Raw genomic sequence first — 26,026 nt, forward strand, 5'->3', positions numbered from 1 at the left:
GCAGAGCTACATCTCGAAGGGGCTGGAGTTGAGCCAGCTGTAGGGGTCGTTCCAGGGGCCGGCCGTCGCGGCGGGCCAGTCGAGCTCCCAGCCGGGCCGGTATCCGCAGGCCGACCAGCCGCCCGAACCTCCGTGGGGAATCTCGTGTCCGGCCTCCGCCGCGGCCCGCGCCGCGTCGTAGACCTCGTGCGCGGCCTTCACGGCGGCGCTGCGGCTGTCCGCCCAGCCGGTGAAGACGTGCACGCCTTCCAGGCCGGGCGTCTCGGTGCTCCGTATAGGGACGTCGACCTCGTAGTTCGGGGGCTGGGTCATGACGTCCATCTCCTCTCGTGATCGCGGTGTGAGGGGCCACCGCGACCGCCCCGGCCCCGGCGGTGGGCCGGGGTCGGGGCGGCACGGAGGTCCGTCAGCTGCGGATCGCTTCGAGGGCCTGCTCTTCGAGGTCGGCGCGGCCGTCGACGTCGTCGTCCTGGTCGTCGTCGTCGTTGTTCGGGCCGTGGACGGTGCAGACGATGTCCTCGTCGTCGGCCAGGTCGCCGTTCAGCGCGCGGAACAGGCAGGTGACGCTGTAGGCGGGCACCCAGGCGTAGCCGGTGCACTCGTCGTCGTGCGGGCACGGCACCATCACGTCGAACCCGACGTCGCCCTCGCCGTCGACGTCGGTGCGCAGGGCGAGGGTGAGGTACTGCTGACCGAGGCGGATCTCCGCGACGCGGTCGCCGCCGGCGACGTTCGAGCCGGGCTTCCACTGCCACAACGGCAGGATCTCGTCGCCGAACATGCGGCGTACGAGGTTCAGCTCACCGAGGCCCTCGCTGCCGTCCAGTCCGAGGTCGGCCTGCCGGATCCCGCTCAGGCGCTCCAGGAACGGCAGCAGCCGGTAGAGGCTGTCGGAGAAGACGACCTCGGGGAACCCTTCGGCCTTGAGGGTCCGGTGCGAAGCGACCATGGCCTGGTGCTGCTTGACGACCACGTCCTCTGGCACCGTGCGGTTGGCCGGCCGCGGGCCCTGTCGCTCGATGCAGACGCTGCCGGGCGTGGTGACCATGACCGCGATGGGCAGCATGTCGTGCCGCTTGGCGGCGGCGAGCAGCGGCTCCCGGGCGGACCTGGTGACGTTGGTCGCGTCGACGACGGTGAACAGCCGGCGGCGCATCCTCGCCTCCAGGAGCAGGTGCATGGCGGCGACCGCGTCGCCGGTCGCGTCCTGGTCGCCCGCGTCGTCGCTGACGACCTCGCGCAGCGCGTCCAGGGACAGGACCTGTGAGGCGGGCCAGGTGCGCGCGATCGTGGACTTCCCGGCGCCGGACGGGCCGATGAGGATCACCAGGCTGTGCTCGGGAATCGGCGGGTAGCAGATCAGCTCGGTCATGCGAGATCTCCTTGCGGGTGAGGGCGCCGGGCAGCCCAGAGGGTGCGCTGCCCGGCGTGGGCGATGAGCAGGGCGGGGGCTTCGCGCAGCGCGGTCAGCGGACGATCATGTGGTCGGGGTGGCCGTTCTTCATGTGGTCCACGCACTGGGGGCAGTCCTGACGCGGACCGAGCCCGGCGTGGGCCTCGCGGCTGGCGTACGCGTGGAACCAGCACTGCGTGCACTGCCCCTTGGGCGGGTTCGTGGCCTTCGCGCTCGCCATCTCAGCTCGCTCCCTGCGGGTGAAGGGCGCGGGCAGCCCAGATGAGGCGCTGCCCAGCGTTGTCCGTGATCAGGGCGGCGGCCTCGTGCAGCGGGCAGGAGGCGTCGCCGTCGCGGTCGGGTTCGACCTGCTCGGCACGGCGCGCGGCGACGGTGAGCAGCTGCGCGACGGCCGCCATGAACCCGCCGGGCGGGTCGGTGTCCTCGATGAGCTCGCGCAGGATCGCGGCGAGCTGCTCCTGGTCGACGTCGTCGGCGCTGAGGTCGTCCTCGATCTGCTGGAGAGCCAGCGAGGCGATGCCGACCGCGGCGCGGACGCGCTCCAGGCGGGTGCGGCTCACCGGCGGCCGCCGGGGCGGGTGGTGAGCCAGGTGGTGACGGCGGCGGCGCCGATGCCGATCGCGCGGTGGAGCGCCGCGTCCAGCTCCATCCACGCGCTGCCCGGCCCGGTGATCTCCTTGGTGACCGCGCCTTCGTCGTCGAGGCGGACCGCCTGGCAGTGCTCGATGTAGCCGGTCTTCTTGGTCTTCTTCGCCAGCCACAGCAGAAGGGCTCCGCGGTCGATCGCGGCGTGCGTTCCGGCGTTGATGGCCGCGCCGGCGAGCAGCGCGGTCGGCGTGACGCGGTAGCCGAAGGCGCGGGTGATGCCGACGGTCGCGGCGAGCTGTACGGCGGTGTACGAGGCGACGTGGCAGGCCACCGCCCGCCTGCCGAGGGCGCTGGTGGTCATGGTCGGGCGGGTGGAGTCCGGCGCGGCGGGGGAGCCGTCGGCGTGGACCAGGTCCTTGCCGTAGAGCCGCTTCCGCGAAGCCGTCTTCGATCCCTGGACCCAGTGGTCACAGGCGGGGTGCAGTTCACCGAAGGTGGCCAGCAGGGTGCCGAAGAGGGCCAGGCGCTCGGTGGTGAGGGACGGACGGTGCATGCTGGGGTTCTCCTGATCTCGAATGCGGGTGAGGGAGTGGGGCGGCCGGCCTCTTGCCGATGCTGCGGCCGACCCCGTGAGCGGGCTCCGCCCCGGCCTGCGTGGCCGGGGCGGAGGTCGTTCAGACATCTCATGTCGCTGGAGGTCAACTCGGTGGGTGCTGGCGTAACGTCCGGCCCCGGTGGTCGGAGGCAAGTGGGATGACATGTCGTAGCCGCCCGATATCATCGCCGCGCGTCGTAGGGCGGACACCGGAGAGGACCGAACATGCAGGTCGCTGGCGTTGAGTTTCTGGTGAATCACCCGGTTCTAGCATTGGGGTCGACCGACTGGCTGCCGGCGTTGGAGCTGGGAAGCGAGGCCGCGGTCGGATGCGACACCCATGTGGTGGTCCGGGTTCAGGCTCAGGTGCAACTCATCAAGGTCCGACTCTTCACCGAGCCCGTCGACGAGGGGCTGGGGCCTGATCCCTCCTTCACGACTGTCTTCGAGAGGCCGATGTCGTTGGCTGACGGACGGCTGGTCATCGGTGATGTCATGGGTGTGACGCGCTTCGTGAGCCTCATCGGTGAAGCTGGTAGGCGGCAAGTCCGTGTTTCAGTGAACGAGCCCGGCTGGACCGCGGTCGCAGTCGACATCTTCGTGGGCCCGAAGCTCTAGGCGGCGAGCCCGACGGGGGCAGCGAAGGCCCGTTCAGGGTCGTAGGTCATGCGGTTCTGCAAGCAGTGGTAGAGGCAGCCGAGTAGCTTGTTGAACAGGTTCCGGAGAGCTGCGGTATGGCGTTCTCCACCAGCACGCCGTCGGTCATAGTGGGCGCGTGGAGCCTGCGTACGGAGGGCTGCGAAGGCCCACATGTGTCCGGCAGAGGCCAGTCGCTGGTTCTTGACGGTCCGGGCCACAACCACGTGGCTGCGGCCGGAGGCTCGTGTGACGGGAGCCGCGCCGGCGTATGCCTTCATGGCTCTGGCGTCCGTGAAGCGTTCGCGGTCGTCTCCGATCTCTGCGAGGACGCGTGCTCCAGAAAGAACTGAGAGTCCCGGGAAACTGGTGATGATCTCGGCATCCCGGTGCACGAGGAATGTCTCTTCCGTCGCTACTGCCAACTGGGCCACGCTGACGCAAGCGGCGTCGACCTGTCGGATGAGTGCCACTGCTTGCTGTCCCAGAGCACGCTCGACCTGCGGCAGCTGCTGGAGGGAGTCCGTGCGGAAGATTGTCCGAAGTCGCTCGACCTCGGCTTCGATCCCACAACGTGGACGTTCACCGCGCTTGAGCAACGCGCGCAGCTGGCTGCGGGTGAGCTTGGCGGCGTCGGCCGGTGTGGGTGCGGCGGTCAGGATCACGCGAGCGCGTGGAGAGTCGAGTCCGGGTTTGCCAGCACCGTGGAAGGCGGTGAGGGCGGCTGGATAGTACTCGCGTAGGTGTGACCGGAGCCGGTTGATCATTTGTTGCCGGTCCCAGATGGCGTCCTGGTGAGCGCGGGCCAGGACGGCTACGGCCTGCACGGTCTCGCTGTCGTCGGGCAGGGGCCGGTGGGCGTGCCGATCGGTCCGCAGGATGTTGGCCAGGACTCGGGCGTCTGCTGCGTCGGACTTGGCTCGGGACACGCTGGCACGGTCGCGATATCGTGCCGCGGCCAATGGATTGATTGCGTAGATCTGGCGGCCGGTGGCCCGCAAGGCGGCGACGAGAAGCCCGCGAGGCGTTTCGATGGCGACCGGCACCGGATCTGCTGCGCTGTCACCATGCTGGGTCAGAAGTTCCATCAGTGCGTGAAAGCCAGCGCTGTCGTCGCTGATCCTTAGCTTCGCAACCTGGGTTCCGGCCTGGTCGACCAGGGCTATGTCGTGGTGCCCCTCCGCCCAGTCAATGCCGCAGAAGATCTTGTTCAACCTTGTGCCTCCGTATGAATCTGCAGGTCGGACCCGTGCGGAGCACGCGGCGCTCTAATAGAAGTGCTCGAGGCACGCCATCTCATGAGCCGTTCGTGTCTCCAGCAACCGACAGGGACCTCGGTCTGCTGCAGAGCTCATGGCTCGCGAACTGCTGAGAGGTGGCCCCTGTCGGCGGGCTGAGGACATGAAACCTGGATCCGTGTCCCTGCCGGGCGAGACCGGTCTTTGACGAGAGATCAAGGTCCCGGAACTACCGAAGGTCTCCGCCCGGCAGAGCGTGGGCGAGGCAGAGCCGGTCTGAACACAGGGATCAAAGTCCCAGAACGGCGGCAGGCTTCCATCTCGCATCGGGGCCCTTGCACTGCCGTGTTTGGGCTCACCAACGACCTATTAGAACGGCGGTTCGTCCGGCCAGGCCGCGACGGGCTGGAACCGGATCCGCAGTTCGCGCCGGGTCGCCCAGCAGCCGCACGCCTCCATCTCCGGGTTGGCGCCGTCGACCCACCAGCCGCCCGCGCCCCGGCAGTCGGGGCAGGAGCGGCGGGGCCGGGGCTGGAGCTCGATGCGGTGCCGGTCGGCGTACAGCCGCCAGCGGCCGGCCTCGAGGACGGCGGCGGCCGCGGCGACCATGACGGGCACGGCGGCCGCGACCAGGACGGCGGTTCGGACGCGCACCGTCAGGGCCGGGTGAAGGGCTGGACGGTGAAGCGGACGCCCTGCCCGGAGCTGGAGGACATCGCGGTGAGGAAGCCGGGATCGGCCTGCGCGACGTCGCTCAACAGGTCCTTGATCCAGGTGTTGGGGCGCTGGAGGTCAACGCGCAGCCCGGTGAAGTCGGACAGCCGCACCTGGTGCGGGGCGCTGCCGTAGCGGCGGGCCCACAGCCGGGTGCGGATCAGCTTGGCGGCCTCGGCGTCGTCGGGCCGGTCGGGCACACCGCGCGGGACCGCACGGCACTCCGTGGCGTGCGCGTTGGCGTCCTGCGCGGCCTCCGGCTCGGTCATCACGTTCCCGCGGGCGTTGCGGTCCGAGCGGTAGGTGCAGCCCAGGCACGCGGCGGCGTAGCGGGAGGTGCCCTGGCCGTTGTCGGCGGTGAAGACGAGGACGGTCGCGCCCTCCAGCGCCCTGTAGCGCTGGGAGACGACCGTGCCCTCCGGCGTCCAGGTCTCGGGCGCGGGGGCGGTGCGGGTGAACAGTGGCACGGTGACTCTCCTTGACGGGGTTCGTTGTTCAGGCGGCGAGCCGGTGGGTCACCGGGGCCGTGGAAGCGAGGTAGGTGTCCGGGCTGGGCTCGTAGCCGCGGGCGCAGGGGTCGCAGCACCCCTGGGTGCGCAGCGGGAGGCAGAAGTAGTACCGGCGCCCGCACTCCGGGCACGTGGACCTCGCGGCCATCGCCCGGTCCAGCGCCTCTTCCTGCGCGAGCGTCGGCGTGCGCTTCGGGCGGGCGAGCGCCACGCTGTAGAGCCAGGCCCGGGTGGGATGGATGCACGCCTGGTCGGGCCGGTACGAGCAGCCCTTGCAGCGCAGCACCGCGACCGGTCCGTGTCCGCCGGGGCTCAGTCCGAGTTCGCGTAACTGCCGCCGGGTGACCAGGCCCTCGGGACAAGCGCGCCGGTCGAACTCCTCCAGCGTCGCGGTGCTGCGCGGCACGCGCTTGATCTCGCGGCGGCGCTTCTTCCGGGGGCGGGGCATCACCGGCTCCAGGCGCCGGGGAGCTGGTGGGGGCGGTGCGGGTAGCGGGGGCCGGGACGCTGCGGGCGGGGCCGGCCGATCCGGCGGCGCGGGCGGGGGATGAGCACGAGCGGGTCCTCCTGATGTCGGTGGACAGCACGCGCCGCGCCCCGTCGACGTCGTGCTGGTGTCGGCGGGGCGCGGGGCGAGGCGGCCGGTCGGCCTGTCCGGCCCTCGCCCACCCGAGCGGGGTGGGCGAGGACCAGGCGGAGCGACCGGAGGTCAGTCCCGGAAGGGGCAGCCGGTGTGCGGGTGCTGTTCGGCGGCCGGGGCCGGGGGCTGGACGGGGACGTGGATCTCGGGCTTGACGGTGACCTTCGCGGGGCGCCCGGCGACGACGCGGCGGCGCAGGGTCAGGCCGCGCATCGCGAACGCGGAAAGGAACGTCCAGGCGAGGACGGCGAGCCCGGCCGCGACGGTGCGTCCGGCTTCCGGGGTGGTCGTCCAGACCATGAACACGGTGGCCGCGCCCCACGCCGTCCACATCGCCCGCACGCCGTTGTTCCGGGAGAGGTAGCCGAGGACCAGGCCGACGATGCCGGTGAGCAGCCACAGCGTGTAGACGGTGGAGCCTTCGACGGCGAGGCCGGCGGAGTGCTGCGCGATGTACGTGCGCACCGGCTGGTCGACGACGGCGGCGACTCCGCTGGAGGTGTCGACGCCGACCTGCACCTTGGGCACGGCGGTGAGGATCTGGTGCAGCGCGTCCAGGACGACTGCGCCGGCGGCCTTGGCCATCAGCACGACGAAGGACACCCCGGCGACCATCAGCACGGCGCGGATCCAGGGGGCCATGTGCCGCGGGCCGTCCTCGGGGGCGCGAAGGACGTCCTGCCACATCTCGTAGAGGACGCCGTCGACGTCCCAGGCCCGGTTCCACCCCTCGCGCAGCCGCTCGCGCAGCGCGGCGAGGCGCGGCTCCTTGGGCGGCGCCTTCGGGAACGGCACGGGGAGGTAGGTGAGCTCCTGGCGGTCGGGGCGGGGGGTGTTGTCGTTGGACGGCACGGTCAACTCCAAGGTGTCGATGTGGTGTTCACGGAGCGTGCGAGTGGGACAAGCTGTGTGCGACAGGACCGGAGAGGGGAGGCGGCTGCGATGGGGTGGTTCACCCGCGATGAGCCGGAGGAAGTCGTCTTCGAAGAGGTCGTGGACACGGACGGGACGATCTGGCCCGCGTTCACCGACGACGACGGTGTGCTGTGGATCGACGTGGACTACGACGTCGAGGTGACGATCAACGGGGCGATCGTCGGCGGTCAGATCCGGGGTGCCGAGGTCGACGGCGACGGCCGGATCTGGATCGACTACGACTGATCCGCCAGGCCGGACGGCCTGTCCCGCACCCGAAGCCCGGCCTGCGGGCGAGTCGGATACGAGGCAGGGCGCCCGGAGGTCAGCGGACGTCGTTGCGGGTGCGGGAGAACATCCCGCGCTGGTTGCTGGTGTTGTTGATCTGCGTGTTCTGCACGACGGGCGCCTCGTACACGTTGTTCGTGACGGCGCTGCGGGCCTTGTTGATCGCGCCGCCGATCGCGGTGGCGACCATGGCGACGCCCGCGAACGGCAGGGTGACCATGAGGACGCCGTAGAGCGTGACGGAGGACAGGCCCTGGAGCACGAGCCAGGCCCCGCAGCCGATGCCGGTGATGCCGGCGCCGACGCCGATGGAGGCGACCGCGATCCCGGCCGCCCACGCGGGCACGATCCGCTTGTCGTCCTGATGGACGGGCGGGGTGTCGCCGTACGCCGGGACCTTGGTGTTGTCGCGGAACGACGTCGGGAACTGCCGCACGGGCGGCGTCTCGGTCTGGAAGGACCGCGTGATGATCCGCTCGGCTTCGGCCTTGGCTTCGGCGTCGGTGAGCGGGCGGGTGATGTGGTCGAAGTCCACGGTGATCTCCGTTTCAGAGGCAGACGCGGGGCGCCCTCCCCGCCGGGTCGGCGGGGAGGGCGCAGGGGCGGGGGAGCGGGGGAGCGGGCGGGGCTACTGCTGGTCGGCGGCGGCCTCGAGCGCGGCGGCCGTCGGGTACTGCGTCAGCGGCCGGCGGTCCTCGGAGCGGACCACCAGGCCGTCGCGGCGGCCGGTGCGCAGCAGCTCGGTGACGAGCGCGCGGGCCTCGGGGCTGGCCGCGAGGACGGCGGCGGCGTCGTCGACCACCAGGACCAGGGGGCGGTTCATCGTCGTGTTCTCCTTCTCGGTTCGGCGGGGTCGGGCGGTGCTGGTCAGAAGCTGCTGATCCAGCCGGTGAGCGAGGACACGGCGCCGGTGATGGTGGGGGCGATGCCGGTGCTGGCGAGGAAGAAGCCGAACAGGCAGACCGCGATGCCCGGCATGATCCGCTGGTAGCCGGTGCGCACGAGGACGAAGACGATGATGCCGAGCAGGACGACCAGGGAGATCGACAGGGCCATGGGTATCGGTTTCCTTCGGTGAGTGGGTGGTGGGTGCGGGTCAGTTGTCGGCGAGCTGCCAGACGCCGCGCTTGACGGTCTTGGCCAGGCCCTTCGCCTTGAGCTGGGAGCAGGCGTTGCTGACGCTGGAGGGCTGAAAGCTGGGTAGCGCGGCCCGCAGGTCCTTGAGGCTCACGGGGCCGTCGGCGAGCAGATCGAGGATCTGGTCCTGGAGGCCGGGCTCCTCGCCGGGGTCGTTGGCGAGGCCGAACGGGATGTCGCCGAACGGGCCCGAGAAGGGCGCCGCGGGCTCCCCGCCGTCGCTGTCAGCGTCGGCGTCCGGGGCCTGGGTGCCGGCCGACGGGGCGCTGTCGTCGGTGCCGGCGAACGCCTGGGCGAGGGTGTCGCAGTCGGCGTACGGGTTGGTGTGCCGCACGCCGTAGATCGCGGCCCCGGCCTGCGCGGCACGGGCCTCGCCCTCGGTGAGCCCGTTGGCGGGTTCGTCGCCGTACAGGGCGATCAGGTCGGGGTAGACGCCGTCGACCTTCTCCGCGAAGAACGTGCGCATGAACTTGGCGCGCCCGTCGAGGAACATGTACGCCATCCCGGCCGTGGACTCGCCGTCCTCGTCGTCGGCGCCGGAGAACAGCGCTTCGATCTGCCCGTTCTCGTAGATCCGGGCGGGGATGTTCTCCATCTGGAAACCGGCCGGGGCGATGCCGTCCAGGCCCATCTCCTTGGTGGAGGAGGAGGCGGTGCGCATGAGGAACAGCGCGCCGACCTTGCCCTGCTGGCGGATCGCGTCGTCGTCCCCGAGGTCCTTGAGGTGCAGGGACTGGACGGCGAGCCGGATGCCGATGCCGACCTTGCGGCCGGTCTTCTGGATGTCGGCGATGAGGTAGGCGGTGGCCTTGCGCATCGCTTCGTCCGGGTGGGACAGCAGCCGGTTGATCTCGTCCAGCGTGATGTTGATGAGCGGCCAGGGCCGCCCGAGGGCGAAGTCGCCGCGTCCCATCTCGTTGGAGATCCGCTCGCGGTACTTCATGACCGCGTGCGCGGCCGTGAGCATCAGGAGCGTCTCCACCGGGCCCTTGGCGAACCAGTCGACCCTGCCCTCCGCCTCCGGGAGGGACATGCCGCCCTGGACGTCGCCGACCCAAGAGACGACGCCGGAGCGCTTCTCCGCGGCGAGGATCAGGTTCTGCAGGACGGACTTGCCCGCGCCGGTGACGCCGGCGGTGATGCCGCGCAGCGCGCCCTGGCTCGGATCCCACAGCCGCATCCGGGCGGGCTTGCCGTCGTGGCAGACGCCGATGGTGACGCGGCCCTTGGAGTCCATCGTGAGGTCTTCGACGGTGGCCTTGCGGACCTTCATCAGCGGGTTCGTCTTGTAGATGGAGACGACGCCCTGGCGGATGCCGTCGGTCTCGATGACCAGCCGGGAGGGGTCGTCGATGCCGAAGGCGGAGCAGATCGCGGTGTGCGGGAGGTGGATCTCCTTGCCGGGCGGGGAGGCGACCAGCAGCACGATGCGGTGCGGTTCGGCCCGGTAGTCGATCAGGTCGACGCCGGGGGCGGCCTTGCCCGGGGCGGCGACTGCGGTCTCCCACAGCCCGCGGATGCCTTCGGCGACGGCTTCGACGTCCTCGGAAGTGGGGCGGGCGACCAGCCGCATCCGGCCGGGCCCGGAGCCCTGCACCGGGCGCAGCTTGACCGTGCCAACGGGGAAGTCGAACGCGGCGGCGAGCTGCACGTCGGTGAAGGTGGGCACCGCCTTCCCGGCCTGGGCGACGACGACGGCCTCGAAGTCGGGCCGGTCGGCGCGGAACGGGGTGATGGACACCAGGCGGGTTCCGTCGCCGGTGGCCTGCTGCCACTTCGCGGCGAGGAACTCGGTGTACGTCAGCTCCCGGGTGGGGTCGGCCTGCGCCTGCTGCTCGCTGAGCTCCAGGACTAGGCCGGCGCTGCGGGTGAGCGGCGCCATCCATCCCATCAGGCCCGCCCACGCGGCCGGGGCGACGACCTCCCACCAGTTGAAGCCCGGGGTGATCAGGTTCGCCACGTAGGTGCCGGCGGCCGTCAGGAACGGGATCGCCCGCTGCGCCCGGGTCAGCACGCCCAGGCCCTGGTCGGGGTCCTTGGTCTTCGCGTACAGCCAGGCCAGGGTGCCCAGTCCGATCCCGCCGGAGGCGAGGTAGGACCAAGCGCTGTCGTCCAGCTGCGGGCCGACGGCCATACCGGCCGCGGCGAGGGCGTAGGAGGTGCGTTCGGCCAGGACGCGTCGGTAGATGACGTGGCCCGGGACTGCCTTGGTGGTGTCGACGGCCGGGGCCGCCTGGTCGATGGTGCTCAACACAGCCTCCGTTTCGGGGCAGGGCGCAGCCGGGGCCGCGCCCGGTGTCCGGGTGCGGCCCCGGCTGCTGCGGGGGTGGGGGTGGGTCAGCTGCGGCGGCCGGAGCGCCGGTAGTAGCCGGGCTTGGCCTGCCGGACTCCGGAGCCGTTGGAGGCTTCGTAGCCGGGGCGGTACTCCTGCTCGTGCGCGCCGTTGAAGCCGCGGGCGTCGGTGTCGACGGCGTCGGCGGCGTTCACCATCTCGCCGGACGCCTCCGCCACCGCGTTGAGGTGGGTGGAGACGTCCGCGATCATGGAGATGAACTGGGGCTCGACTTCGGCCTGGTGGTTCATCTCCGACAGGCGACTGGCCGCATTCGCGTTGGCCTTCATGTGGGAGCGGAGCAGGTGCATGCCCTCCTTGAGGAAGAGGGCGGAGGCCGCGAGTTTCGCGGTGCGGCCGGCCAGGGCGAGGAAGCCGTTGCCGCTGCTGGCGTTGCCGGTGCTGCTGGCGACGCCGTTGTTCATGCCCGGGATGGCGGGGAGGTTGTCGCTCACGTGCTGATCTCCTCTCAGTTCTCGTTGTGGATGCGGGCGGCGGGCACGAGCAGACCGGCGTCCTCGGTGGCCTGCTGCAACGGCCGGTAGGCGTCGAACATCGCGTTCTCCGTCGTCTCGGAGACCTCCGCGGCCGCCAGCGACTTGACGGACATCTCGTCGGCCTTGCGGGCCAGGAGCTCCATGGACTCCGCCAGCTTCGCCATCGCGGCGCCGGTCAGGCGGCCGATGACGTTGTGGGTGGAGCGCAGGTCGGCGGCGAGTTCGTCCAGCTCGTGCCGGATCTCCCGCGCCTTCCTGGACAGCTTCAGGCACGTCTCGTGCGCGCTGAAGGACTGCTTGGTGAGCTCCTCCAGGACGTCGAGGGTGTCGTCGAGGGTGACCTCGGTTTCGTGCTGCGCGTCCATGTCCGCGATGCCGCTGCTGCCCCACCGCTGGATCCAGGAGTCGCGCTCCGGGTTCGCCGCTACGAGGCCGCCCGTCTTGAACGCGTCACTCACGCTGTTCTCCTTCGTGCTCGAGGTGCTGTCGGACGCGTCTCCGGGGGAGTCGGCCCGCTCGACTGTGATCGGTTCAGCCGGAGCGGACACCGCCGTGGCCAGGCCCATCGCCTCGAACGGCGACAGGCGCGGTGTGCCGGTGCCCGGCACCGTGCCGCCGCCCGGCGGGGCCGGGGCGGTGGTGGCTCCGGCGACCGCAGCGGCCGGAGCCGGTGGGGCCGTCGGGGCCGTCGGCGCGGTCGGGCCGGGCGTCGGTGCCGGGCCTGCGACCGGGACGGTGGTGGTGCGCATCCGCGCACGCTTGCGGGCCCGCGCCTTGGCTGTGGACCAGGGCGTGCGGCGGGTCGGTGCGGTCGCCGCACCGGTCGGCACCTTCACGGTGGGGCCGGTAGAGGCGGCGCCCGCAGGCTTGGTGCTCCCCGCCTTGGTGGTCTTGGTCTTCGGGCCGGTCTTCTTCTTCGGCTTCTTGACCTTGACCTTCGTGACGATGGGCGACCGCATCTTCTTGCGGCGGCGGTTGAGCCGCTTCTCAGCGGCCTCGTGCACCGCCTCGCCGAAGGTGGTCCGGCCCCGGGCGGCGGACTTCATCGCCCCGATGACCTTGCGGTTGTACTCCTTGCGGAAGCGCCGGCACTTGCGGCAGCGGCAGTCGTACTTGTCGGTCGCCGCGAACGTGCCGTGCGCGATGCCCGGCGTGAGCGTGACCTTCTTGCCCTTGCGGGACTTGCCGCCCGGCGCTTTGGGCACCGAGGCCGGGCCCGTCCCGCCCTTGCCGGAGTGGGTCTTGCCCTTCCCTCCGCGCTTGCTGCCGGGCGCCGTGGTGCCCGCGCCGCCGCTGCCCTTCCCCTTCGGCTTCGTCTTCGGGCCGGTGCCGGAGGTGGTGGTGCCGGGCTTCTTGCGCAGGGTCCCGGACGGGCCGGTCGTGCCGCGCGGCGACTTCTTCGTCCCGCTCTTCGGCCCGGTCGTCGTGCCCTTGCCGGTGCCCGAGCTCTTGCCGGTGCCGGGGCCCTTCGAGCTGGTGGTGCCGGGCGTCGCCTTCCCGCCCGACCCCGTGCCCTTGCCGGGGCTCTTGGCGCCGGGGCCGGTCGTCTTGTCGGCGCCCGTCCCGGAGCCCGGTCCGCGCTTCTTGCCCGGCCCACCGGACGAACCGCCGGCCCCGGCGCCGGTGCTGCCGGGCCCGCGCTTGCGGTTCGTGGTGGAGCCACCGCCGGAGGAGCCGGACCCGCCGCCGTTGGGGGAGCGCTTGCGCCCACCGCCACCGTCACCGCTGCCCGGGCCCCTGCCGCCGCCCGAACCTCCCGAGCCGCCGGACCCGGAGGAGCCGGGGCCGCGGTTCTTCTTGAGGTTTACGCCGCCGCCCTGCGAGGTGCGCTTGAGCGGGGTGACCCCGGAGCCACCCTTGCCGCCGCCGGAGCCGGAGTTGGAGCGGCCGGGCCCGGAGCCACCGCCGCCGCGCCCACCCCGCGAGCCGCCGCCGGAACCGCCGGAGCCGCTGGGCGAGCGGGTCGTCGATCCGCCGCGCCCCCGGCCGCCCGAGCCGCTGTACGAGCCGCTGCCGCCTCGCCCGGACCTGCCCGGACCGGAGCCGCCGGAGCGGCCTCCCGGCCCGCCAGGACCACGCTGGAGCGTCTTGCGGCCGTACTCGTGGCTGGGCTGTACCTGCTTCTTCGAACCGCCCCCGGAGGAGCCGTCCTTGGCGGTGCTCGCGGTCTTCGCGACCGCTTCGCGCTGCTCCCGGTTGGCCCGGCCCTCCGCGACGGCGGAGTGGATGCCGCGCATGGCCGCCAGGGACACCGCGAGGATCGCGGCCAGCGACAGCGAACCCAGGCGCGGCGCGGCGGGCTGCGCACCCTCCGACCGGAACGTCGCCGGGACCATCCCGCCCCCCGCCGCGGGCGCAGTCGCGGGGGTCGCGGCGGGGTCCGTGCCGGTGCTGAACGGGGTGCCGAGACCGGGCTCGGGTAGGGCCGCGATGACGTCCATCGGGTCGGTTCGCGTCGCGGGTGCAAACGCTTCGGGAGTGGCCGGAGAGGCGTCTGCGGGGGCGGCGAACGGCACGTCGACCGGGGCCGAAGCGGGAGGTTCCGCGGGGGGTTCGGCAGGGGCGGTGTAGCCCACGCGGGGGAAGTGGATCAAGTTGTTCGGGCCGTCGTCGTCGGCCATGACGTCTCCCTCTCGGAGTTGACAGACGGTCACCGCCTGGGGCACCCTCGCGCGCGCACGACACGCGCGCGCCTTGGGGTGCTCCAGGCGGCGAGGAAGAGGCGGTGATGAAGAAGAACTTCGTCACCCTCCGTTGTTCTTGAAGAAGTCGTGCAGCTCCTCGGTGAGCTTGCGCCACACCTCGGGATGACCTTCGCGTTCGGCCTTGATGGCCAGGGTCCGGCACGCGTCGTACCAGACCCCGGCCCGCTCCTTCTCGGTCGTGGCTTCCGCGATCCGCGCGTTCCAGTGCTTCGCGCGGTTTTGCGTCTGCCGAGGCGTGCTCAACCCTGCTCTCCCTTCGGGAAGTAGTCGTTGATCGTGCTGGTCGGCCGCTCACCACCGGCCGCCATCGGCCACTGCTGCCAGGGGTTGTCCGGGGCCACGAACTCCGCCGGCCTCGCCTGCGGGATCGCGCCCGGCGTCTGCTCCTGGGGGGTGTTGAGCGCGGTCACCGTCCGGTTCAGGGAGCTCGCGACGGCCGCGCCGACGGCGGCCTGGCGGCCGTTCTTGCGCTCCAGCTTCTTGGCCTCCGCGACCGCCCGGCGCTGCGGGAGCTCCAGGACCTCGTTGACGTAGGTCGCGTACAGGGCCTCCGCCTTGCTCGCGGCCTCGCCGGACGCCTTCTGCATGGCCTTGAGCTGCCGCGACACCTTCCAGGCCCGGATCTTCTTGGCCATCCAGCGGTCGCCCTCGATCGGCGTCTGCTCCAGGCGCCGGCGCACGATGTCGGCGATCTGCCCGTACTGCTGGGCGTCGCGGACGTGCTGGTCGCGGACGGTGGCGGTGAAGGCCCGGAGGCCCTCATCCGTGAACAGTGCGTTGATATCCATGAGGTGGGGATCTCCTTCTCGGGGCGGGGGCGATCTGGGAGGCTTTGTCGTGGCGTTTCGGCGCCTTCACCGCGTCCCCGAGTTGTTGACGGCATCTCGGGGGCCGGTGGAACCGTCGAACGGCTCGTTTGTGCAGGTCACTGCTCCGGGCGGTATCCGCCGGCGATGAGTGCGACGGCCTCCTGGCGGTACTTGGAGGCGGTGTCGGTGGACGACACGTCGAACGCGCGCTGGACGTCGGCGATCGAGACGACCCGGCACAGCTCGCGGTGCATCCCGTCGGCGTCCAGGCCGACGAACACCGCGCCGGCCGCGAAGGCCATGCGGGCGACCTTGCGGACCGCCCGCTCGCGCGGCATCAGCTTCGCCACGTCCTCGGTTTCGACCGCGCGCCGCTCGACTTCGGCAGCGGCGAGCCGCCTTTCGGCAGCGGCGTACTCGGTTTCGGCTTCACGCTTGCGGGCCGCCTGTGTGTTCGCGTCGGCGGTCGCCTTGCGCTCGTTCTCCTGCGCCGCAAGCCGGTCGGCTTCGGCGGCACGGCGGCGGGTTTCGGCGGCGGCCTTCTCCGTTTCGGCGGCGACCCGATCGGCTTCGGCGGCACGCTGCCGGGCCTCCGCGATCTCCGCCGTCTCGATGGCCTGAGCCTCCGCCGCGGCGACCCGGTCGGCCTCCGCCGCGAGCCTCCGCTTCTCCGCCGCCTGGCGCTCCAGCTCCGCCGCGCGGACATCCGCGGCGGCCTTGGCCTCGCGCTCCTGGGCTTCCTTGCGCTCCGCCTCAGCCTCGCGGGCGCGGGCTTCGGCGATGACGGCCGTCTCCAGCGCGGCCTCCTCCAGCTCAGCGGCCCGCTCTGCGGCGCTGATCTGGGCTCGGGCGTGGGCGCGAGCCTGGCCGGTCTCGCCCTCCACCCGGGCGCGGACGGCCTCGAGCTGGCCCTCCGCCTCCAGCCGGTCGGCTTCGGCCTTCTTGCGGGCGAGCTCCTGGCGCGTCTCCGCGTCCAGGCGCCGGCGCTCCGCCTCCTCCGCGCGGGCCTCAGCAGCGCGTTCCTGCTGCTCAGGCATCGCAAGGGCCTCGGAGACGGTGTAGCCATGGGCGGCCATCTTCATCGGCAGCAGTTCGTCCTCGGTGGCCTTGCCGAGGTCGCCGTCGTGCTTGCGCTTGAGCCACTGCTCGTAGCCGATGAGCTCCTGCTGGCGCCGGATCATCTCCGGGTACGAGGTGACGTTGTGCAGCCGCATCCGGCGGTAGAACCGCGGGGTGGCGACGGGGGAGAGGATCCAGCGGTGCAGCGGGATGCGGTCGGTGACCGTTCCCGCCTCCAGCCTGGCCTTTTGGATGATCAGGCGGCGGGCGGCCTCGACGCCGATCACGAACAGGATCGGCATGACGCCGTGGCTGGCGGCCTGCACCGGGTCGGTGCCGATGTGGCCCTGTGAGCTGGCGTTGAACCAGATCGTCGCGCCGGTCATTGCGTGCGCGGCCATCCGCAGGAGCGGCCACGGGGTGCTCTTGCGGATCAGGTACAGGTCCAGTGCGAGGAACGCGATGATGCTGGCGTCGACGCCGACCGGGAACCAGGGAGCCAGTTCCTTGCTGAACCCCCAGCTCAGGGCGACCTTGGCGAGGGTGCTGTAGGACATCGCGAAGCCGATGACGCCGACCAGCGTGCCGCCGATCGCGGCGACGAGCGACAGGGCGGTCATCAGCCGGTCGCGGTTGGGCTTGATCGTCTTCCGCTTGTCCGGCCTCGAAACGCCTCGGGCCGTGTCCGAAGCCTTCTCGGGTGCGTCCGAAGCGCGGCCCGGCGGGTGCGAAACGGGGCCGTTGGGAGCCGCAGTCTGCGGCATGTCGGTGATCGTCATGGGGGCCTCCGAAGGGGGTCGTTCAGGGCGGGGTCGAAACGGCGGCCGGTGCTCCCGAAACGCGAAGGGTGCGTTCCCGAAACGGCGGCCGGTGCGGTCGGTTGATCACGAAACTGGCACCGGCTCTACCCGCTCCGGGCGGGCGGAAAGGCCGGCCTCCCAGGGGGCGGGCGGCCGGTGCGGGGGAGTGCTGCGGGGCGGGCCCGAAACTGTCTGCCGCTCCCACCGGGCGGGAACGAAATCGGCTGCCTGTCGGCTGTCCGGCTCCCCGTCACCGCCCGTCCCGGCCGCCGTGGTGCAGCGGTCGGTGCGAGCAGATCAGGCAACCGTCAGAACGGATCAGGCAGCGCGGTTGCGGGCGGCGCGGCGCTTGAGGGAGCGGCGCTCGGGCTCGGACAGCCCGCCCCACACGCCAGCGGTCTCGCCCCGCTCCAGCGCGCCCTGGAGGCAGCTCTCCATCAGCGGGCAGCGACGGCAGACAGCCTTGGCTTCCTCGACCTGGAGCAGGGCCGGGCCGGTGTCGCCGATCGGGAAGAACAGCTCGGGGTCCTCGTCGGCACAGGCCGGGCGGGGCCGAGGGGCGGGCGCGTCGGTGGAGACGGCGCCGTAGTACGGGGTGCGTACGATGGAGCGGTTCATCAGGGCCTCCCAGAAGGTCCAGTGCAGGAGATAGCCCCGGGGCGGCCACCCTGGGGCTGTTCTGTGTCGGCGGCCGTACGGCCGGAGCGGGGGAGCTCCCGGCGCTCTCCGCCGGCCCCGGCCGGGAGGGCACGGGGACGACGGGCAGGGCCGGGGTCAGCGCTGCTGGTTGGACTGCCGGATGTTCATCGGCGGTTGGCTTCCGACCGCTGGTTCTGCTCTCGGTTCTTCTGCGAGAGCTCCTCGCGTTCGGCGTCAGTGAGGCTGGTGATCACGCCGCCACCTCCCAACCGGCCTGCGCCAGGGTCAGGTTGGGCAGGAGCACCAGGGCGACGTCGACGCGAGCGGCGTCCTCGGGCTCGTAGCCCTTGGAGTCGTCCTCGCGCTCGATGTCGTCGATGACTCCGGCCCGCGGCTGCGCCGTGGTGCGTGTCATGCTGTGCTGCATCAGGTCCTCCGAGTCAGGTCCTGGACAGCTCCCGGGCCGCAATCCCAAGGGCTGTCGCGATCACTCCCCGGTTGGGGAGCTGACTGCTTGTACGAGCAGCCAAGGCCCCGGCCTCCCCTCTGCGGGGTGGCCGGGGCCTTGGTCGTTCGTCCGGAGCGGGTCAGCTCGCGCGGCGCTGGGGGTGCAGCGTCGTGAGCGGCACCGGCGGCGCACCCAGCGGCGCGGCACCGGCGGGCAGCTGCGCGCGGCGGGTGTCGGCGTCGCGGACCGCGGCCTGCGTCTGCGCCCATCCCCTCTTCCGCACCAGCCACATCGGGCGGCCGTCACCGTGTTCGTCATCCACCGGCGTTCGCTTCTGCGCGGCGATCTGGCTGACGGCCGGGGCGACGGCGACCTTCGGCTTGCGCAGCACGGTGGTCTTGCGGCGGTGGCCGGTCTCCGCGTGACCGTCCTCCAGGCGCTCCTGCCACTTCCGGACCGTGACGTTGACCGTGACCAGGCGGTTGCTGCCCAGGCGGCAGCGGACGGCGGCGTCCTTCCAAGTACGGCCCGTGTCGTGCGGCACGACCTTGGTCGTCTTGGTACCGAGGCCGGTGATCGGCACCCACGTCTCGCAGTCGGGGCAGATCAGCGAGGCGCAGGCGGGGCGCAGGTCGTACTGGTGGGGCTTGAGGGTGGAGAGCGCCAGCGCCGGGCGAGCGCTGACGGTGCGGGAGCGGGTCCGGCTCCGGCGGGGACGGGCGGTGCGCTCAAGGGTCGAAGACATCTGGACTCCTCGTGGACGGAGTGGCAGGGGGCGCGTCGCGAATGCGTTCTCTGCCCGCCGGGCCGCACGGCACGAGGCCGACGTCCCGTAGGACAGACAGCGCACAGCGCTGCGACGTGCACGCAGTGGTCGCGGCCGTCAGGCTCCGGAGGAGTTCGATGGTGCTCTCGCGCCCTCGGATTCCCAGCAAGCTGGGGAGGACTACTCCGGCCGCCCCGAAGGGCGGACGACTACTGCGGTAGTTCGACTACTCGGTGTTCCGTGAGGATCACCGTCTTACATACATCAGGTTGCCTCAGGTACCCTCAGGTGTCAAGCGGTATAGTGAGGCACCTAAGACGGAAAAGAAGGAGGCGAGGCGACATGCCAGGGCAACCGAGGGCCGACAACCGGCCGCCGTACGCGCGCATCGCGGGTCACTACCGCGATCTCATCAATTCCGGGGAGCTCGCGCCGGGCGCGTTGCTGCCGAGCATCCGGGCCCTGGCGGATCAGTGGGGCGTCAGCACTGCAACGGCCGACCGCGCCATGAAGCTGCTGCGAGACGAGAAGCTGGTCAACGGCATCCCGGGTGTCGGCACCGAAGTCATGGCGCGGCCCGTGTCGCTCGCCTCGGGGTCGGAACGTCATGACCGCAGCAGCACGACGAAGTCGTCGTGGGGCGTGGGCGAGAAGTCCTCCGGCCACACCGCTGGCATGGTGCCGGCCCCCGAGGACGTCGCGCATGTGCTCGGCATCGACCCTGGTGACGACGTGATTCGCCGCAGCCGCGTATACCGGGACGCTCACGGGATCGTCTCCCACTCGACGTCCTGGATCCCGGCGGAGTTCGCCCAGGTGCTGCCCGAGCTCGCGCGCAGCGAGCGCCTCAAGGGCGGGCTGTCGCTGGACCTCATCGCCGAAGCCACCGGGCGGCAGGTTGAGCAGCGCATAGACGAGGAGACCGCTCGCATCGCCACGAAGGAGGACCTGGAGCTCCTGGAGCTGGACGCCGAAACCGTCGCGGCGATCCTGGTGCTGACTGCCAGGTTCGTGGATGTCGACGGCCAACTCCTCGAGTACGGCGTAGACCTGGGCGCTCCTGGCCGCACGCGGCGCACCACGTCCCAGGTGCTGCGGTGAACGCCGGCGACGCCGTCCTCCTGGACGACACCCTCATCAGTTGTCTCGAAGCACGCCTCGGTGAGCTCCTTCGAGCTGAGCGCGCCGACACCCTGACTCTGGAAGGACGATCCGAGATCAGCCGCATCTCCGCAGCCTTGTCCGGCCGGCCGGGACCTGCGCCCCGCGCAATCCTCATGACCGGCCTGCAGGGTGCTGGCAAAACGACCCTCGCCCGCGCCTTGGAAGAGGCCGGCTTCCGGCGACTCTGCCCTGACGAGGAGATGTTCCGCCGGTACGGACACTACGGTCGCGACTTCCCTCGCGGCGAGTTCCGTGTCCGGGAGGCGCCCGTCCTTAAGGACATCGCCCTGGAAGTACAGCAGCTCCTGGCGGCCGGACACGAGGTCGTAGTCGACCACGGATTCTGGACGCGGGAAGAGCGTGCCTTGTGGGCGGCGACCGTCATGGAGGCAGGCGGCGAACCCGTGCTCATCTACCTGCCTGCACCTCACGAGGTGCGTTGGGACAGGATCCGGAAGCGCAACGCGAAGTCGCTGATCGACCCGAACAGCATCTCGTTCAGCGAGGAAGACCTGCTTCGACATGCGAACCGCTTCGAGGCGCCCACCGCTGACGAACCGCACCTCGTCTACACCGGTGACCCGAGCGCCACGTTGGCGGAGCTGGACCGCGCTCTGCGTCGTCCTGACGGCGGCCGCCATTGAGTACCTCCCAGTCACCTCACGGAGCGCTTCCGTTACATGACGGTGCTCAAAGGCAGGCCCCGCGCCTAGTGACGAGTGCTGGTGACATCTGGAATGTCACCGCCACTTGTCACCTCCGCGCGATCAAGGGGCCGTGCGATGCTCGGCCGCAGAAGGGCCGGCTTCCGCTCGGGCATCACCCTGTCGGGCAGGCTGCGCCGCTGGACCGTACGGGGAAGGGGAACGGCGATGGATGAGCGTCCCGACTGGGCACGCCGGATGGTCGAAGAGCGCGCGGCGCGCGACTGGTCGCAGGTCGACGCGGTGCGTGCGCTGATGGTCCGGCTCCCCGACGACCAGGTCGTGAGCGAGCAGGACCTGCTCCGGCAGTGGAAGCGATGGGAGGCCGGGGACGCTCAGCCCGTGAAGTACAGGTCCGCCATCGCGCAGACCTTCGGCACGACGACCGGCGCATTCTTCCCCGAGCGGTCCCGCCGCGACGGACGCGCAGAAATCTTGCAGGTCAGCGGTATGGACACCGTGGACATCATCGCGCGGCTGCGGGCCTCGGACGTGGATGTCGCGACGCTGGACGCGCTGCGGATCACGGCGGACCGGTTGTGCTGCGAGTACGCATACATGCCCGCCGACCAGCTGCTCCTGGAGGGCAAAGCCTGGCTCGCCCGCGTCGTCGGCCTCCAGCACCAGCGGGTCAGCCTGGCGCAGCACCGCGAGATCATCGCGCTCGCCGGGCGACTGTCGCTCCTGGTGGGCTGTGTCGAGTACGACTCCGGTCGGCCCCGCGACGCCGAAGCGACCCGGCAGGCCGCGCTGATGCTCGGTCAGGAGGCCGGGGAGCTCAGCGTGCAGGGCTGGGCGCACGAGATGCGCGCGTGGTTCGCGCTGACCCGGGGCGACTACCGCGGCGTCATCGCGGCCGCGGAGGCCGGCATCGCCGTGGCGCCCACCGAGAGCGTCGCCGCGCAGCTGTACGCGCAGAAGGCCAAGGCGTGGGCGCGGCTGGGCGACCGGTCGCAGACCGAGGTCGCGCTCGACAAGGGGCGCCAGATCCTCGAACTGCTGCCGTACCCCGAGAACATCGAGAACCATTTCGTGGTCGACCCCGCGAAATACGACTTCTACCGCATGGACGCGCTCAGGAAGAGCGGCGAGAACCGGCTCGCGGAGCAGCTGGCCAACGAAGTCATTCGGGCGGGTACGGATTTCGACGGGACGGAGCGGTCGCCTATGCGGATCGCGGAGGCCCGCGTCACGCTCGGGGTGGTCGCCGCCCGCGAGGGGGACCTGGACACCGCGCTCGCCTACGGGGAGCGGGCCCTGACGGGGGAGCGGAAGTCGCTGCCCAGCCTGGCAATGGTGGCCGCCGACCTCGGGCAGGCCCTCCAGACTCACTACGGACACGCCTCCGAGGCCCAGGAGTTCGTCACCCACCTCCGCGAACTGCGAGGTGGCCAATGAACTTCCCGTGTAGCGGGCAAATTGCTTCGCGCTTCCCGTCAGGCGGGCGCGGCATTCCGGGCACCTCGGACGCTTCCCGAATTCGTCCCACAGTTCTGTCCGGTCGTGCGGTTAGGCTGTGCCCAGCAGTGATCCATAACGACGAGAACCCCAGCGACCGGGCCTGGTCTGCTGGGGCATCTCGAACGGGGCTAAGCCTCGTTGGGCGACACACCTTGATGGGAGGTGCTCGCGGGATGAAGGCTACCCGCCGACGCGGAACTACACGCGCAGCTTCGCCGTTCCTCCATCGCGATCACGCCATCGGGTGCGCGCCTGGGCATGCTGACGCCAGCCTCCGGATTCAGGGGGTTGGGATGACCTAGCCGGCCATCGGCCGCGCGCGCCAAGAAGAAGTGGACTAGCCATCCCCTTCGGCCCCGCGCGGCCCGTCTACCGCCTGGATTCGCCACCAGAGCGGTCCGCTCAGATCCCGGCTGTCACCGGTTCTGAGCCGCGGCTTATCAAGCCGCTCATTTCCACCGGCCCCTTATCAGGGCCATTGCAGTACCCGCGGGCCCCCGCCAAGGGGCTTCGCGGTCAGCAACACCGAAGTGCCGCTTCACGTTCCGAGGCCCCGCCAAGGGCTTCGAAACACCAGTTCGAAAACCACCGAGGAAAGGAGATCCGCCGCTGGCCTTCGCCCATCACACGAGCCATCGAGTCAAGCCCCCGCCAGGGGGCCGTCCGCGTTGATCCATATGAAGGCTGGTATCGCCATAGTGCACGAGCACCGCAGGTCTTGTCAGGTCGACCACGACCAGGTCAGTACCCCCTCTGGGGTGATTACCGCAGGTTGTGGTGTCCCCCCTGGCTGGAATGTGACGTACATCACAACCCCCAACTGTCACACCGTTTACGCCCGGTCGGCTGACCGCCTGACCTCGGGGATGTCCCTGTGAGCGCGGGAGCGGCGTCGGCCGCCGTGCTGGACCACGACTTCTGGGACGTCGTCGACAACTCCGTCGGCGTCCCGCCGGGCAGGAGCTCGCGGCGTCGGCTGCGGTCCGCTCCGGCCGGGCCGGTCCCGGAGCGGGCGGCGGGTCATCCGCTATCGCTCGGGCCGGACGCGCGCGCCCGTCTGGGTGGCGCGGTGCGGATGCTGCTGGACACGGCCGGCCTGGCCGGGGCCTCGGACGCGGTGCGCCTGGCGGTGCTCGTGCTGGCGTCGCGGACGCCGTCGGAGACCGGTGTGGTGGAGATCCGCACCTCCGAGCTGGGCCGGTGGATCGGGATGTCCGCGTCGTACACGGCCTCCGAGGTGGTGTCGGGGCTGCGCCGCTCCGGCGTGGTCTCCGTGGAGACGGCGCCGGGCGAGTACGGCCAGGACGACGGCCTGGAGTGCAAGGTGCTGCCGCTGTGGGCGGCGCAGGACGTCGTCGGGCACCCGCTGAACCTCGCGAAGAAGGAGTACGCCACCCTGTGGCGCCTGCTGGAGGCCGTGATGGGTCCGGGCTGGAAGCACCGCGACGGCCGGGTCACTCCGGCCGGGCTGATCGGTACGCGTACCGGTCGCGCCGCGGCGACGGACCGCCTCGCGCTGCTGCTCCTGGTCCTGGAGGCGCGGGAGACCGGTCGGGTGCGGCAGTGCGGCGGGACGGTGGACACCAAGCGCGGCCGCGCGGCGGCGACGGTGGCCCGGCTGCTCGGGTGCACGGCGTCGGCGGGCGAGCGGGTGCTGGAGCGCCTGGAGGACCGCGAGCTGGTGCTGCGGGTGCGTCTGAAGACGGGCTCGGGCCTGCGGAACCGGTCGCGGCTGATGGTGCCGGCGGTCGCCGCCGCGCACGGCCGTACGGTCGCCGACGACGTCCAGGAGGACCGTGCGCAGGCCCCGGAGTCCGAGTTTTCAGACCCCGACGTTGCGGCAGAGGCTGGTGAGGCGCCGGAGACGGAGACGGATCCCCAGGTCAGCGGCGTGCCGGTGACGGATGTGGCGGATGTTGCAGAGCCCGACGTTGCGGCAGCCCTTCACACTGACCACCCTCACCTGGTTACTCCCGCCTCTTCACTTGCTCTCTCTGGTGGCTTTTCCGGCGAAGGCCGTGGTGGGTCCGGTGATCTGCCGGACCGCGCGTGCGTGCGCGAGGACGGCGGCCCGCTGCGCGGGGAACAGCAGGAGAAGTCCCCGTCGATCAGCAGCGAGAAGCCCGGCCGCGGGCCGGTGACCGGTGCTCCGGTGCGCGTCGTGGACGGCGGAGGTCAGGGCAGGCAGCAGCGGGGGAGGGTGCCCCTGCCGCCGGAGGACCTGCGGGTTGTTCTGGCTCCGGTCGGCCTGGTCTGGGCGCGCCTGGAGCGTCGGGGCGCCCGGAAGCTGGTGGAGACCGCCGCTCGCAGCGAGCTGGCCCGGGTGATCGGCTTCGCCGGCCGCGCGGACGCCCCGCAGGTCCTTGCTGACCGGCTCGCCCGGCACCTGGAGACCCAGATGCGGCTGGGCAAGCCGATCGCGGACCCGGTGGGTTGGCTGATCGGTCTGGCCCTGCCCCAGCGTCAGCAGTGCGGCGACGTGCGGTGCGACGACCGGGTGCTGCTCGACTCCGGCCAGGACTGCCCGCGGTGCGCGGAGAAGCAGGCCGACCGCCGCGACCAGCGCCGTGCGGTCGCGGCCGCCGTCGACGCCGCGATGCCCGGCGCCTCGGAGGCGGAGCGGCGTGCGGCGACCGAGCAGCAGCTGCACCAGGACGTGACGGCCAGGGCGTGGGCGAAGGCGTACGAGTGGGAGCAGCACCGGGCCCGGAAGGCCGCCGCAGCTCAGGCCCGCACCGAAGCCGCGGCGGCCGCGCCGACCGAGGACGTCGTCCCGGCCGCGCCGGTGGCCCCGGTCGTGCTGCCCGCGCCCCGTCCGGCCGCCGCCGTTCCCGCCCCGGAGTCGGAGACCGCCGACGTCGGCGAGGACCAGGAGCTGGTCCTCGAGGACGTGACCCCCGACCAGGTACGCGACTGGCGGGTGCGCGCGATGAAGGACCACGACGTCGTCTTCGACCACATCGACCAGTACGGCGAGACGTCGGCAAGGCGCCTGTTCAGCAACCGCCTGGTCGACGAAGCGCAGCGCCTTTCGGGCACGCACCACCTGGTCCTCGGGCACACCACCTGGGGGCAGGCGTGAGCGGGGGCGAGGTGTCCGAGGTCGACCTGGCCCGGGTCGCGCTGCGGGCCGCGATGGAGCAGGCCCGGAAGAACGGCAGCGGCCAGAAGGCGAAGAGGAAGCCGCGCACCGGTGCGACGGTGCGGCGTGACGGGCGCGAGCCGATGGGCCTCGGGGCAGCGATCGGCGCGCTGGTTACCGAACGGGCCTGGGAGCTCCCGGCCGCCGGCGCCACCCTGCGGGAGCGGTGGGCAGCCATCGCCCCGGAGCTCGCCGGGCACGTCGTGGCGGTCGGCTTCGACGCGGACTCCGGTCGGCTCACCGTGTGCCCGGAGTCGTCGGCGTGGGCGACGAAGGCCCGCCTGGAGCAGACCCGCGTCGTCGCGGCCGCCAACAAGGCAGCGGGCCGTCAGGTCGTGAGCGCCCTGCGGATCCTGCCGCCCGGCGCTGTCCCGATGCCCGACCGCGCCGACGTCGCACCGGAGCCGGCCGCGCCCGCCGTGGCGGTGGAGCGTCGGCCGCCGCCGGACGGCTACCGCCGCGCGATCGAGGCGCACCGCCAGGCCGCGCCGCCGTCCCGGGTGGATCCGGGGATCGCGGAGGCGGTGGAGCGGCAGACCGCCGCGATGCGCGAGCTGTCGCGCCGGGCGTTCCCCGAGTCCGACGTCGCCGCCGACAATGCGCCGGCCCCGATCGAGCAGGCCCGCCTCCAGCGCCGCCGCCAGGCCGCTGCGACCGAGGCCGCCGCGCTGCGCCGGGCCCGAGCCGAGAAGGCCGGGCGCACCGTGGCTGCACCGCCTCGCCTGGAGCAGACAGCGTGACGCTCCGGCTGTCAGCCTCACACGGCGTTTCCCCAGGTGGAAGCAGTGCGCGATGAGGCTGTCAGGTGTGAGCCAGGGCCTGCGGC

The 26,026-nt window shown here is 71.6% G+C and carries 29 protein-coding genes; 7 read left to right on the top strand and 22 right to left on the bottom strand.

The annotated features are described in order from the left end of the window. Positions 1-6 precede the first annotated feature (6 nt). From ACFV9M_RS35545 to ACFV9M_RS35565, 5 genes are all read right to left on the bottom strand, one after another. A complete protein-coding gene (locus ACFV9M_RS35545; protein WP_385072929.1) occupies positions 7-312 on the bottom strand; it encodes a hypothetical protein in 306 nt (101 codons plus the stop codon). A 94-nt stretch (positions 313-406) separates the two neighbouring features. Continuing rightward, positions 407-1,372 carry an AAA family ATPase gene (locus ACFV9M_RS35550; RefSeq protein WP_385072926.1) on the bottom strand — a complete coding sequence of 322 codons (966 nt, stop codon included), beginning with the start codon at positions 1,370-1,372 and terminating at the stop codon, positions 407-409. Between the two features lie 94 nt (positions 1,373-1,466). Then, positions 1,467-1,634, bottom strand: a complete 168-nt coding sequence (locus ACFV9M_RS35555; RefSeq protein WP_360428491.1) for a pRL2-8 — start codon at positions 1,632-1,634, stop codon at positions 1,467-1,469. A gap of 1 nt (position 1,635) precedes the next feature. Continuing rightward, positions 1,636-1,974, bottom strand: a complete 339-nt coding sequence (locus ACFV9M_RS35560) for a hypothetical protein (RefSeq protein ID WP_385072923.1) — start codon at positions 1,972-1,974, stop codon at positions 1,636-1,638. Then, the gene (locus ACFV9M_RS35565; RefSeq protein WP_385072920.1) at positions 1,971-2,555 is read right to left on the bottom strand and encodes a hypothetical protein; all 585 of its coding nucleotides are present in this window, start codon (positions 2,553-2,555) and stop codon (positions 1,971-1,973) included. Before ACFV9M_RS35565 ends, ACFV9M_RS35560 begins: the two co-directional genes overlap by 4 nt. A 267-nt stretch (positions 2,556-2,822) precedes the next feature. Here ACFV9M_RS35565 and ACFV9M_RS35570 point away from each other — a divergent pair, with 267 nt between their 5' ends. Continuing rightward, positions 2,823-3,215, top strand: a complete 393-nt coding sequence (locus ACFV9M_RS35570; protein WP_385072917.1) for a hypothetical protein — start codon at positions 2,823-2,825, stop codon at positions 3,213-3,215. On the opposite strand, the gene ACFV9M_RS35575 is transcribed toward ACFV9M_RS35570, so the two are convergent. From ACFV9M_RS35575 to ACFV9M_RS35595, 5 genes are all read right to left on the bottom strand, one after another. Further along, positions 3,212-4,447, bottom strand: coding sequence for an IS110 family transposase (locus ACFV9M_RS35575; RefSeq protein ID WP_385072915.1), 1,236 nt, complete (start codon positions 4,445-4,447; stop codon positions 3,212-3,214). The two genes, ACFV9M_RS35570 and ACFV9M_RS35575, sit on opposite strands and share 4 nt — an antisense overlap. A gap of 393 nt (positions 4,448-4,840) precedes the next feature. Beyond that, on the bottom strand, positions 4,841-5,125 hold the full coding sequence (locus tag ACFV9M_RS35580) for a hypothetical protein (protein WP_385072912.1): 285 nt from the start codon (positions 5,123-5,125) through the stop codon (positions 4,841-4,843). Between the two features lie 2 nt (positions 5,126-5,127). Further along, positions 5,128-5,652, bottom strand: a complete 525-nt coding sequence (locus ACFV9M_RS35585; protein ID WP_385072909.1) for a hypothetical protein — start codon at positions 5,650-5,652, stop codon at positions 5,128-5,130. A gap of 28 nt (positions 5,653-5,680) precedes the next feature. Continuing rightward, positions 5,681-6,142 (bottom strand): RRQRL motif-containing zinc-binding protein, encoded by a 462-nt coding sequence (locus tag ACFV9M_RS35590; RefSeq protein WP_385072906.1) that lies wholly within the window; start codon positions 6,140-6,142, stop codon positions 5,681-5,683. A 261-nt stretch (positions 6,143-6,403) separates the two neighbouring features. Then, on the bottom strand, positions 6,404-7,186 hold the full coding sequence (locus ACFV9M_RS35595; protein ID WP_385072903.1) for a hypothetical protein: 783 nt from the start codon (positions 7,184-7,186) through the stop codon (positions 6,404-6,406). A 90-nt stretch (positions 7,187-7,276) separates the two neighbouring features. On the opposite strand from ACFV9M_RS35595, the gene ACFV9M_RS35600 reads away from it, so the two are divergent. After that, a complete protein-coding gene (locus tag ACFV9M_RS35600) occupies positions 7,277-7,495 on the top strand; it encodes a hypothetical protein (protein WP_018569247.1) in 219 nt (72 codons plus the stop codon). 79 nt (positions 7,496-7,574) lie between these two features. Here ACFV9M_RS35600 and ACFV9M_RS35605 read toward each other — a convergent pair whose 3' ends face one another. The 12 genes from ACFV9M_RS35605 to ACFV9M_RS35660 form a co-directional block, all read right to left on the bottom strand. Beyond that, the gene (locus ACFV9M_RS35605; protein WP_385072900.1) at positions 7,575-8,072 is read right to left on the bottom strand and encodes a hypothetical protein; all 498 of its coding nucleotides are present in this window, start codon (positions 8,070-8,072) and stop codon (positions 7,575-7,577) included. 93 nt (positions 8,073-8,165) lie between these two features. Further along, positions 8,166-8,360 carry a hypothetical protein gene (locus tag ACFV9M_RS35610; protein ID WP_385072897.1) on the bottom strand — a complete coding sequence of 65 codons (195 nt, stop codon included), beginning with the start codon at positions 8,358-8,360 and terminating at the stop codon, positions 8,166-8,168. A gap of 44 nt (positions 8,361-8,404) precedes the next feature. Continuing rightward, a complete protein-coding gene (locus ACFV9M_RS35615) occupies positions 8,405-8,593 on the bottom strand; it encodes a hypothetical protein (protein WP_385072894.1) in 189 nt (62 codons plus the stop codon). Positions 8,594-8,633: 40 nt separating this feature from the next. After that, the gene (locus tag ACFV9M_RS35620) at positions 8,634-10,925 is read right to left on the bottom strand and encodes a hypothetical protein (protein WP_385072891.1); all 2,292 of its coding nucleotides are present in this window, start codon (positions 10,923-10,925) and stop codon (positions 8,634-8,636) included. Between the two features lie 86 nt (positions 10,926-11,011). Further along, positions 11,012-11,461, bottom strand: coding sequence for a conjugal transfer protein TraB (locus tag ACFV9M_RS35625; RefSeq protein ID WP_385072888.1), 450 nt, complete (start codon positions 11,459-11,461; stop codon positions 11,012-11,014). Positions 11,462-11,475: 14 nt separating this feature from the next. Then, complete coding sequence (locus ACFV9M_RS35630) at positions 11,476-14,124, bottom strand: hypothetical protein (protein WP_385072885.1); 2,649 nt, start codon at positions 14,122-14,124, stop codon at positions 11,476-11,478. Positions 14,125-14,247: 123 nt separating this feature from the next. Further along, positions 14,248-14,451: a hypothetical protein gene (locus ACFV9M_RS35635; RefSeq protein ID WP_385072882.1), complete on the bottom strand. Its 204-nt coding sequence runs from the start codon at positions 14,449-14,451 to the stop codon at positions 14,248-14,250. After that, on the bottom strand, positions 14,448-14,996 hold the full coding sequence (locus tag ACFV9M_RS35640; protein WP_385072879.1) for a hypothetical protein: 549 nt from the start codon (positions 14,994-14,996) through the stop codon (positions 14,448-14,450). The genes ACFV9M_RS35635 and ACFV9M_RS35640 overlap by 4 nt, the downstream gene beginning before the upstream one ends. 137 nt (positions 14,997-15,133) lie before the next feature. After that, positions 15,134-16,855, bottom strand: a complete 1,722-nt coding sequence (locus ACFV9M_RS35645) for a DUF2637 domain-containing protein (protein WP_385072876.1) — start codon at positions 16,853-16,855, stop codon at positions 15,134-15,136. Positions 16,856-17,194: 339 nt separating this feature from the next. Then, complete coding sequence (locus tag ACFV9M_RS35650; protein WP_082415443.1) at positions 17,195-17,494, bottom strand: WhiB family transcriptional regulator; 300 nt, start codon at positions 17,492-17,494, stop codon at positions 17,195-17,197. Between the two features lie 271 nt (positions 17,495-17,765). After that, positions 17,766-17,930: a hypothetical protein gene (locus tag ACFV9M_RS35655; RefSeq protein ID WP_385072873.1), complete on the bottom strand. Its 165-nt coding sequence runs from the start codon at positions 17,928-17,930 to the stop codon at positions 17,766-17,768. Between the two features lie 172 nt (positions 17,931-18,102). After that, positions 18,103-18,708: a hypothetical protein gene (locus tag ACFV9M_RS35660; RefSeq protein WP_385072870.1), complete on the bottom strand. Its 606-nt coding sequence runs from the start codon at positions 18,706-18,708 to the stop codon at positions 18,103-18,105. A 363-nt stretch (positions 18,709-19,071) separates the two neighbouring features. Between ACFV9M_RS35660 and ACFV9M_RS35665 the strand changes: the two genes are divergently transcribed. The 5 genes from ACFV9M_RS35665 to ACFV9M_RS35685 all read left to right on the top strand — a co-directional run bounded on the left by ACFV9M_RS35665 (position 19,072) and on the right by ACFV9M_RS35685 (position 25,940). Next, complete coding sequence (locus ACFV9M_RS35665; protein WP_385072867.1) at positions 19,072-19,830, top strand: GntR family transcriptional regulator; 759 nt, start codon at positions 19,072-19,074, stop codon at positions 19,828-19,830. Next, positions 19,827-20,537, top strand: a complete 711-nt coding sequence (locus ACFV9M_RS35670) for an AAA family ATPase (protein WP_385072865.1) — start codon at positions 19,827-19,829, stop codon at positions 20,535-20,537. Before ACFV9M_RS35665 ends, ACFV9M_RS35670 begins: the two co-directional genes overlap by 4 nt. A gap of 228 nt (positions 20,538-20,765) precedes the next feature. Further along, positions 20,766-21,995, top strand: coding sequence for an XRE family transcriptional regulator (locus ACFV9M_RS35675; RefSeq protein ID WP_385072862.1), 1,230 nt, complete (start codon positions 20,766-20,768; stop codon positions 21,993-21,995). Positions 21,996-22,932: 937 nt separating this feature from the next. Beyond that, positions 22,933-25,140 carry a hypothetical protein gene (locus ACFV9M_RS35680; RefSeq protein ID WP_385072859.1) on the top strand — a complete coding sequence of 736 codons (2,208 nt, stop codon included), beginning with the start codon at positions 22,933-22,935 and terminating at the stop codon, positions 25,138-25,140. Then, positions 25,137-25,940: a DUF721 domain-containing protein gene (locus tag ACFV9M_RS35685; protein WP_385072856.1), complete on the top strand. Its 804-nt coding sequence runs from the start codon at positions 25,137-25,139 to the stop codon at positions 25,938-25,940. The genes ACFV9M_RS35680 and ACFV9M_RS35685 overlap by 4 nt, the downstream gene beginning before the upstream one ends. The last annotated feature ends 86 nt before the right edge of the window (positions 25,941-26,026 follow it).

The organism is Streptomyces sp. NPDC059895 (genome assembly GCF_042731035.1).
In the GTDB taxonomy this organism is placed as follows: domain Bacteria; phylum Actinomycetota; class Actinomycetes; order Streptomycetales; family Streptomycetaceae; genus Streptomyces.